A 9,961-nucleotide genomic window follows, 5' to 3' on the forward strand; every position below is an offset into this window, starting at 1 on the left:
TTTGACTTTATCGAGAAAGATGATGAACCGTGAGTTGCACAGTTTTTCAGTGAAGACACTGCCCGCGCTGGCCCTCGCCGCCGCCACCGGCCTGCTCTGCATCGGCGCCCAGGCGGCACAGCCGGGCCAGGTATTCCGGGACTGCAAGGACTGCCCGCAAATGGTGGTGCTGCCCAGTGGCACCTTCACCATGGGCACCCCGGACGACGAAGTCGGCCGCGAACCCGATGAAGGACCGATGCACCCGGTGACATTCGCCAGGCCCGTGGCCATCAGCCGCTTCCAAGTGCTCAAGGGCGAATGGTTCGCTTATCTGCAGGACACCGGCTACACGATGCCCGACGCCGACAAGCGCCCCGGCCGTGCCTGCAAGGCCGGTGTTCCCGACTACCAGGGCAGCGACCCGGGCAAGCAGTACACCGACATGCACCCGGCGGTGTGCATGAATTTCGAAGAAGCCAATGCCTACGTGGCGTGGCTGTCGAAAAAGACCGGGAAACAATACCGCCTGGTCAGCGAGTCGTTGCGTGAATACGCGGCCCGCGGCGGCAGCACCGGCCCGTTCCCCTTCCCCTTCGATGACGGCAAGGACTATAGCATCGCCCAGCACGCCAATACCTACGGCGCGGCCGACGGCTACAACTTCACGTCCCCCGCCGGACGCTTCGCGCCTAACGCCTTCGGGGTGTACGACATGCACGGCAACGTCTACGAATGGACGGCCGACTGCTACAACCCGGACTACGTCGGCGCCCCGAGCGACGGCAGCGCCTGGCTCAGCGGCGACTGCAAGGTGCGGCGCATCCGCGGCAATGACTGGGGCGAAGCGCCGGTGTTCTCCCGCTCGGGCAACCGCAACGCGGTCTATCCCGACGCACGGGGCGACTGGCTGGGGTTCCGGGTGGCCCGGGATATGTGAACCGTGACCGCCCTGCCCACACCACCCTGCCCGTGCCTCGCGCCAGCGCCTTGAACCATTGCCGTCACCGGCCCTACAAGGGGAACCCCATGACCTCGAACTCCCGCGGAGCCCTCAGTGAAGTGCTCAGCCTGCTCAAGCCTTTCCGGCTCATTGTGGTGGCGTCGATTCTGCTCGGCATGCTGGGTGGCCTGAGCATCACCGCCCTGCTCGCCACCATCAACGACGCCTTGAATGCCGCGACCAAGCCCACGCCGCAGGTGCTGGCGACGTTCGTGGGACTCTGCGCGGCGGCCCTGCTGACCTCGATCCTTTCGGACATCGGAACCAACCATGTCGGCCAGAACATCATCGCCGGCTTGCGTAAATCCCTGGGCAAGAAAGTCTTGCTGGCCCCCATCGAGCAGATCGAACGCTTTCGCAGCCACCGGCTCATCCCGGTACTGACCCATGACGTCAACATGGTCAGCAACTTCGCGTTTTCCTTCGCTCCACTGGCCATCGCATTCACCGTCACCCTCGGTTGCCTGGCCTACCTGGCGTACCTTTCGCTGCCGATGTTCGCGGTGCTGCTGGTGGCGCTGGTGATCGGCACCGTCATCCAGTACGTGGCCCGGGCGCGGGGCATCAGGGGGTTCGAAGCGGCCCGCGAGGCCGAGGACGCCCTGCAAAAGCACTACAGCGCCATCGCCGCCGGTGCCAAGGAACTGCGCATCCACCGTCCACGCCGCCAGCGCATGTTCAGCCAGCGCATCGAAGCGACCGCCGATGACATCTGCGCGACCAACATCCGCTCGGTCAATACCTTCGTGGTCGCCAAGACCTTCGGCTCGATGCTGTTCTTCGTGGTCATCGGCCTGGTCCTGGCCCTGCAATCGCTTTGGCTGGGTACCGACAAGGCCGTGCTCAGCGGCTTCGTGCTGGTGCTTTTGTACATGAAGGGCCCGCTGGAATACCTGGTGATGACCTTGCCGGTCATCAGCCGGGCCAACATCGCCTTCAAGCGCATCGCCGAACTGGCCGAGCAGTTTTCCTCTCCCGAGTCCCACCTGTTGCTCGATGACAGGAACGCAGCCACGGCAACGATCCAGCGACTTGAGTTACGCGATGTGCATTATGCCTTCCCGGCAGTCGAGGGCAGCCAACCCTTCGCACTCGGGCCGGTCAACCTGTCCATCACCCAGGGTGAAATCGTCTTCATCGTCGGCGAGAACGGCGGCGGCAAGACCACGCTGATCAAGCTTTTGCTGGGGCTCTACCCGCCCCAGCGCGGCGATATCCTGCTTGACGGCAAACCGGTGACAGCCGCTGGACGGGACGATTACCGCCAGTTGTTCACCACGATCTTCGCCGACTACTACCTGTTCGACGAACTGGTCCAGGGCGACCAGCAGGTGCCTGAAGAGGCCAACCGCTACCTGGAACGCCTGGAAATCGCCCACAAGGTCAGCATCCACGACGGCGTGTTCAGCACCACCGACCTCTCCACCGGCCAGCGCAAGCGCCTGGCCCTGCTCAACGCCTGGCTGGAAGGCCGCCCGGTGCTGGTCTTCGACGAATGGGCCGCCGACCAGGACCCGGTGTTCCGCCGGATTTTCTATACGCAGCTGCTGCCGGAACTCAAAGCGCTGGGCAAGACCATCATCGTCATTTCCCACGATGACCGTTATTTCGATATCGCCGACCAACTGGTCCGGATGCAGGCCGGTCGGGTCATCAGTGAAAAAGCCCCGCAGGCCTTTGCCTGAACCGACCCGACGCAATGCTGTTTACCGCGAGAACACCATGAACGAACTGCTAGATGATGACCTGCTGACGCTACTGCTCGAAGAGGCCGAAGGCAGCATTCCCGACGGGCCCGGCCGCGACCGGCTGGACCGCGCCCCCTTGTCCTTCGCCCAGCAACGCTTGTGGCTGGAGCAACAGCGTGACCCGACGCGTTCGGCCTACAACTTGCCACGGGCCCTGCGCCTGACGGGCGAGCTCGATGCCGACGCCCTGGAACAGGCGCTCAACCGGGTCATAGACCGACACGACATTCTGCGCACCGCGATCACTGAAATCGATGGCGCGGCGGCCCAGGTGGTCGAGCGCAACGCCAGGCTGGTCCTGCAGCGCGATGACCTTGGCGCGCTCGACCACCAGGCACGGACCATCGAGCTCGCACGGCGCATCGAACAGCACGCCAGGCGCCCCTTCGATCTCAGCCAGGCACCGCTGATGCGGGCAACGCTGCTCAGGCTGGACAGCGATGAACACGTGCTGCTGCTGAACATGCATCACATCGTCTCCGACGCCTGGTCCAACACGATTCTCATGCAGGACCTGACCCAGGCCTACGCCCGCGCCCTACTCGGCGACGCTTCACCGTTGCCGGCCTTGCCCCTGCAATACGCCGACTACGCAGCCCACCAACGAGGCGAATACCTGCAGAGCACGGCCTGCCAGCGCAGCGGCGACTACTGGCGCCAGTGCCTGGGCCATGACCTACCCGTTCTGGAACTGCCTCAGGATTTCGCTCGCGCCGCGAGCCAGCAGCACATGGCCGGACGCGTCCAGGTGACACTTGCACCGGCCCTGGCCCAGGCCCTGGAGACGTTTTGCCGACGCCAGGGGCTTACGCCGTTCGTGGTGGCGCTAGGCGCCTGGCAACTGTTGCTGGGCCGGTACGCCAACCAGAACGATTTCACCGTCGGCGTCCCCAACGCCAACCGCAACAGCCCTGAAAGCCAGGAGCTGGTGGGTTTTTTCGTCAGCAGCCAAGTCTATCGGGCGCAGCTCGATTCGACGCGCACCGCGTTGGATTTTCTTCGCGACCTGCGCGTGCAATCCCTGGCGGCGCTTGAACATGCCGACTACCCGTTGGAACTGATCCTCGACCAATTGCAACGCCCCGGCGCACAGGGTTCCAACCCGCTGTTCCAGGTCCTGTTCAACTGGCGCACCGGCGCGCCCACGACATCGATGTCGATCCAGGATGGACTGGCACTGGAATTTCTGCCCACTGGCGACAGTCAGGCCAAATTCGACTTGTCGCTGGATGTCGATTATTCACCGCAGCAATTACTGGCGACGTTTGAGTACAGCCGTGATCTCTACCGGACGGCGACCATCGAGCGCATGGCCGAGCATTGGCAAAACCTGTTGCAGGGCCTGATCGACACCCCGCAATGTGCATTGGGCGAACTGCAACTGCTGAGTTCCCGGGAGCGCCAACAGACCCTGGACGACTGGAACCGGCAACCGACCCAACTGCCCCGCGAGCGATGCCTGCACCACGTGATCGAAAGCCACGCGGCCACCACGGGCGACGCGATTGCCCTGACCTTCGAAGGGCAACACCTGAGCTATGCCGACCTCAACCGGCAGGCCAACCGCTTGGCCCATCGGCTGATCGCCGAAGGCGTGGGGCCCGATGTGCTGGTGGGGATCGCTGCGCAGCGTACGCCGCAGATGATCATCGGCCTGCTGGCGATTCTCAAGGCCGGCGGCGCCTACGTGCCGCTGGACCCGGCGTACCCGGCCGACCGCCTGGCCTACATGATCCAGGACAGCGGCATCACGCGGGTCCTGACCCAGGCGCATCTGCGTGATTCGTTGGCGTTGCCCGCCGGTACGGTCTGTCTGTCACTGGATCCGCAGGACGTCGATGACGGATGTCCCGAGCACAACCCGGATGTGCCGGTGCACCCGGACAACCTGGCCTATGTGATCTACACCTCGGGTTCCACGGGCAAGCCCAAAGGGGCGTTGCTGGCGCATCACAATGTCACCCGTCTGTTCCAGGCCACGGACCGCTGGTTCAGCTTCGGCCACCGGGACGTGTGGTGCCTGTTCCACTCCTACGCCTTCGACTTTTCCGTGTGGGAGATCTTCGGCGCGCTGCTGCATGGCGGCCGGCTGGTCATCGTGCCCCACGCCGTGAGCCGTTCGCCGGAAGACTTTCATGCCCTGCTGTGCCACGAACGCGTCACCGTGCTGAACCAGACACCGTCGGCGTTCAAGTCGTTGTCGCAGGTTGCCTGCGCGTCACGGCAGCCCCTTGACCAGCATCTGCGGCAGGTGATCTTCGGCGGTGAAGCCATCGATGTGCAGAGCTTGCGCCCCTGGTTCGAACGCTTCGGGGACCGCACGCCACAGCTGATCAACATGTATGGCATCACGGAAACCACGGTCCATGTCACCTGGCGACCGCTGTCGTTGCAAGATCTGGACAGCGAGGCCGCGAGCCCTATCGGCGAGCCCATCGTCGATCTGTCCTGGTACTTGCTCGATGCGCACCTGAACCCGGTGCCCAAGGGCTGCACCGGTGAGCTGTACGTCGGCCGGGCCGGCCTGGCCCGGGGTTATCACCGGCGCGCCGACCTGACCGCCAGCCGCTTCATTCCCGATCCGTTCGACCCGCTGCCGGGCGGACGCCTGTACCGCACCGGCGACCAGGCCCGCTACCGTGCCGACGGCAGCATCGAATACATCGGACGCCTGGATCACCAGGTCAAGATTCGCGGTTTCCGCATTGAACTGGGGGAAATCCAGGCGCGCCTGCAAGGGCTGCCACCCGTGCAGGATTGTGTCGTGCTGACCCATGATGGTCCGGGTGGCCTGCAACTGGTGGCCTACGTCATCGCCACGCCATCCTCCGGCAACGAGCTGCGCGAAAGCCTGCTGGCCGAACTCAAGGCGCACCTGCCGGACTACATGGTGCCCAGCCACCTGCTGTTCATCGACCGGCTCCCTCTCAACGCCAACGGCAAGCTCGACCGCAAGGCCTTGCCGGAGCCCGACGCCAGCCTCCTGCATGCGCGCTACGTGGCGCCTCGCACCCAGTTGGAACAAGCCCTGGCACAGCTATGGCAACAGTCCCTCAGGGTCGAGCGCGTGGGCATCGACGACAGTTTCTTCGAGCTGGGCGGGCATTCGATCCTGGCAATCGAGCTGATCGCCAGCCTCAAGGCACGCCTGGACATCACGGTGCGCCTGCAGGAACTGCTGAGCAACCCGACCATCGCCGAACTGGCCCTGTTCATCTCGCAGAAGCATCGGGAACAGGCTCAATGCCTGGTGACCTTGAACCAGGCCCCCGCCAGCTGCCCGCAGTTGTTTTGCCTGCACCCCAGCGGAGGCATCGTGTTCTGCTACCAACCCCTGGCGCGCAAACTGCAGAATCGGGCGCGCACCTTCGGCGTCATGCACCGCGGCTTCAGCGAACCCCATGTCGGTCCCGAAGCCTGGGACGAGATGATTGCCGACTACAGCCGGGAAATCGTCAAGGCCCAGCCCCAAGGCCCGTACTACCTGATGGGCTGGTCCCTGGGCGGCACGATTGCCCTGGACATCGCCGCGACGCTGGAAAGCCAGGGCCATACCGTCGGTTTCCTGGGCCTGGTGGACAGCACGATCCCTGAGCACTTGTACCCGGAGACGTTGCCCCGTCGTCGGCATGTGCCCGGCCAGGAAAAAGCCGACCTGGCTTCCCAGGACCTGGTGGAAGCCATCGAATATTTCGACCTGCTGTTCCCCACCCTCACGGAACGCACCGCGGCTTATCGGCGCGAACACCCCGAGAGCACGGTCAAGGCCTTCCATGACTGGGCCGCCAGCCAGATCGAACCAGGCCGCAGCGACCTGTTGTCGGTGGTGCAAAGCGTCAAGGAGGAGGTCATGAACGCCCAGGCGTTCTCGGTGCATAACCGATTGCTGGAAGCCTTCGACGGGTTCACCTTCAAGCCGGTACGGGTACGTCCCAGTTGCTGGTGGACGCAAACGGAGAAGACAGCGCAGGAACTGGCGTTCTGCGAAACCTTGATCCAGGCCCACAGCGTGACGGGGGAGCTGCAATGCTCGGTGCACTCGCCTTTACGCCATCGCAGCATGATCTTCGACGATGGCTTGCTCGATTCGCTGGTGGAAGCATTCCTGGGCAGCGCGGCGCAAACGCAGTAGCGCCACACCGAAGAACAAACGATAAACCTGTGGCAAGGGAGTTGGCGCCCTCGCCACAGGTTTTCGTTTTTTTGCAAAGTAGCTGGAACGCAACCCAATAAAAAACCGACCCGCACAAGGCGGGTCGGTTTTTTATGGTTGACGCGGGGATCAGAACTGCGGGGTGTATTTCACGGTGAACATCATGTTACGCGGATCGCCAAAGTTGTTGTTGCCATTAAGCTGGTTGTAACCGGGCGCAATGTACGTCTTGTCGAACAGGTTATTGAAGTTGACCGCCAGATCGATCTCCGGCGTCAGTTGGTAGCCAACGCGGGCATTCCATACGGTGTAGCCTGGGATCTCACGGTCATAGTCGTAGACCAGGGTATGGCTTTGGGTAGTAAAGCCCAGCCCGGTGCTCAGACGACTCCAGTCGCCGGTGAACCGGTAGTTGCCCCATGCGCGCAACATGTGTTTCGGCGTCCAGGTGCTGAAGACCTTGCCCTCTTTGCCCGGCTCTTCCAGGTACTTGGTCGTGTTGTAGGTGTAGCCTGCGAACAGTTGGAGGTTCTCCGTCACTTCACCACTGATTTCGGCGTCGATGCCCTGGCTACGCACTTCCCCTGCGGCCGAGGAGCAATTCACACCCGTACAGCCGGCGATGGGAATCGCACGGTTTTCCTGGTCGTAACGGAACACCGCCAGGGACGTATTGACCCGGCCGTCCATCAGCTCACCCTTGAGGCCGACCTCGTAGTTGGTACCGATGATAGGCTTGAGCACCGAACCGTTGGGGTCGAGGTTGGTCTGCGGCTGGAAGACATCGGTGTAGCTGGCATACACCGCCCATTCACGGCTCAGGTCATAAATGACACCGGCATAGGGCGTGACCTCTCCGGTCTCGGTTCCAGTGCTAGGGGTATTCGTGGTGATGCCGCTCGAGTTCTGGGTCTTGGACTTGTAGCTGTAGTCATACCAACTGACACGAGAGCCCAGTACCAGCGTCAGATCGTCCACCGGCTTGACGCGCCAGGTGCCATACACACCCTTCTGGCGGATATCGTATTTACTGAGGGTCCCCCGCCCGTTCGAAGCGTTGACCAGGCTGTCATAGCTGATATCCGGCCGGTTGTTGTCGAGATCGAAGATGTTGTCGCTGCTGCTGTTGAACGTACGAGCGTATTTGTCATCGGTCTCCAGTTGGGAGTAGTTACTACCCAGCATGACTTCCTGCTGCATCGACAAGGCTTCGAACTTGCCGGACAGGTTCATGTCCAAGCCGACCTTGGTGGACTGGAAGTCAGTCACGAAGTCGGCATATTGCACACCGGTGCCATCCAGGTTAAGGCCCACGTTGCCATTTTGCGTCCGCTGGTTTTTCGCCTGGTTATCCTCGGTCATGTGCACCGCGCCCACCTTGAAGCCCCAGTCCTCGTTGAAGCGGTGTTCCAGATCGGCATAGACCGTGGTGACGTCGATGTCGGAACGGTTCCAGCGCGCGCCGGTATAGGTCGAACGCGAAACGTCCGGCATCGAGCCGTCGACGTAGCGTGGCAGACCGCGGATGTTGCCCCGGGACTCGCCTTCGGACCGGCTGACCGCCAGACCCAGGGTGGTGGCCTCGCTCAGGTCGATGTCCAGCGCGCCGTACAGCGAGTGGGTCTTGTTCCACGCATGGTCAACGAAGGAATTGCTCTGGTCTTCGTCGGCGACGATGCGGCCGCGGATGTTGCCGGCTTCGTTCAGCGGGCCGCCGGCGTCCAGTTGCAGGCCGTAGTGGTCCCAGGAGCCGGCCTTGCCGGTCAGGGTCACGGTCGGGGCGCTCTGGCCTCGCTTGCGCACCAGGTTGACGGCACCGCCGGGGCTGCCCGTGCCTTGCAGCAGGCCGGAGGCGCCACGCATGATTTCCAGGCGATCGAAGAAGATCAGGTCCTGGGTCGCCCAGTTGCCCAGGGAGTAGGTGTTGCGCGGGATCGGCACGCCGTCGTATTGCCAGTCGTCGATCTGGAAGCCGCGCGACGACAGGATCATGCCTTGGCCGACGCCCTGCAGGCCGACGATACCGGTGGTCTGGTTGACCGCGTCCTTGAGGTCCACCAGGTTCTGGTCATCCATCTGCTTGCGCGTCATGACGGTGATCGACTGGGGGATTTCCTTGAGGGTGTGGGTGCCCTTGCCGATGGTCACGGCGTTGCTGGTGTATGAGTTGCTGCCTTCGGTCGTCGCGTCCGGTGCCGTGGCCTTGACGGTGGTGGCGCCCAGCTCCAGGCCTCCCGCCGCGGAACCCCGCACCAGCATCAGCGTGTTGCCCTCCAGGCTGTAGCTTACGCCGGTGCCCTTGAGCAGTTCGGCGATGGCGGCCTGGGGACTCATCTTGCCGCTGACGCGGTTGCTCTTCAGGCCGGCCAGGTCGTCAGCGTTGTAGATCACCTGCTGGTTGGTCTGCTGACCGAACGCCTGCAAGGCCTTGGGCAACGGTTGCGCAGGGATGTCGATGCTGACGTCCTGCGCCATCACCTGAGCGCTGAAGGGCAATGCGCAGGCCAGCCCCAGACCGGTCAACACGCCACGCGAGCGCAGGCCGCGGGACATGACGAGTGCCTTGAACAGAGGTTTCAACTCATGAATGGATGACATCGTGCTCTCTATTATTGGTAGAAGTGAAAGGTCCATGGGGCCGAATGGCCCGCCGTCCGCCAGCACTGGTGAACCCGCCCTGACGATTGCCCCTGGCAATGCATCAGTGCGCGCTGACCGGCCCCTCCCCGGGCGCGGTCATGCGGCTGGATGACGGCAATTTTCTTGCTGGACAAATCCGCTGTCCGGGCTGCCCTGCCCGACCCGATTTGCCTACACACCTTAGTAAGACGAAGCATCTGCAAAAAACCGGAATGAGTTTATTTATCATTCACGTAACAAAGTTTAAAAAAAGGCCGTCGCAGTCAAGCGACGGCCTTCGTTCCTGCTTATCCATGATCGCTCCCGCGCTAGCGGCGGGTTCACAGCAAGGGACGTCCCTTTTTCCCTTCAACCGCCGAACGCTGGGCGCCCGGCGAGGCATTCCCGCGCAGAGCCTGGGGCCGACGTGATGAGCCCGGGCTCAGGTCTGCCGCCGGG

Annotated in this window: 4 protein-coding genes; 3 read left to right on the forward strand and 1 reads right to left on the reverse strand. The window is 63.0% G+C overall.

Annotated elements, in window-relative coordinates; all coding sequences use genetic code 11:
- Positions 1 to 22 precede the first annotated feature (22 nt).
- The 3 genes from BT179_RS08510 (at position 23) to BT179_RS08520 (ending at position 6,862) form a co-directional block, all read left to right on the forward strand.
- Positions 23 to 919 carry a dihydropyoverdine dehydrogenase gene (locus BT179_RS08510; RefSeq protein ID WP_072430708.1) on the forward strand — a complete coding sequence of 299 codons (897 nt, stop codon included), beginning with the start codon at positions 23 to 25 and terminating at the stop codon, positions 917 to 919.
- Positions 920 to 1,008: 89 nt separating this feature from the next.
- The gene (locus BT179_RS08515; RefSeq protein ID WP_072430709.1) at positions 1,009 to 2,667 is read left to right on the forward strand and encodes a cyclic peptide export ABC transporter; all 1,659 of its coding nucleotides are present in this window, start codon (positions 1,009 to 1,011) and stop codon (positions 2,665 to 2,667) included.
- 37 nt (positions 2,668 to 2,704) lie between these two features.
- The gene (locus BT179_RS08520; protein ID WP_072430710.1) at positions 2,705 to 6,862 is read left to right on the forward strand and encodes a non-ribosomal peptide synthetase; all 4,158 of its coding nucleotides are present in this window, start codon (positions 2,705 to 2,707) and stop codon (positions 6,860 to 6,862) included.
- 150 nt (positions 6,863 to 7,012) lie between these two features.
- Here BT179_RS08520 and BT179_RS08525 read toward each other — a convergent pair whose 3' ends face one another.
- Positions 7,013 to 9,481, reverse strand: coding sequence for a TonB-dependent siderophore receptor (locus tag BT179_RS08525; protein ID WP_072430711.1), 2,469 nt, complete (start codon positions 9,479 to 9,481; stop codon positions 7,013 to 7,015).
- Positions 9,482 to 9,961: the final 480 nt, after the last annotated feature.

Source organism: Pseudomonas sp. NFACC43 (genome assembly GCF_900119645.1).
Lineage (GTDB): Bacteria > Pseudomonadota > Gammaproteobacteria > Pseudomonadales > Pseudomonadaceae > Aquipseudomonas.

Bases quoted from the DNA above. Each gene is read 5' to 3' on its own strand.
- BT179_RS08510 (WP_072430708.1), top strand. From the start codon at position 23: ATGAACCGTGAGTTGCACAGTTTTTCAGTGAAGACACTGCCCGCGCTG.
- BT179_RS08515 (WP_072430709.1), top strand. From the start codon at position 1,009: ATGACCTCGAACTCCCGCGGAGCCCTCAGTGAAGTGCTCAGCCTGCTC.
- BT179_RS08520 (WP_072430710.1), top strand. From the start codon at position 2,705: ATGAACGAACTGCTAGATGATGACCTGCTGACGCTACTGCTCGAAGAG.
- BT179_RS08525 (WP_072430711.1), bottom strand. From the start codon at position 9,481: ATGTCATCCATTCATGAGTTGAAACCTCTGTTCAAGGCACTCGTCATG.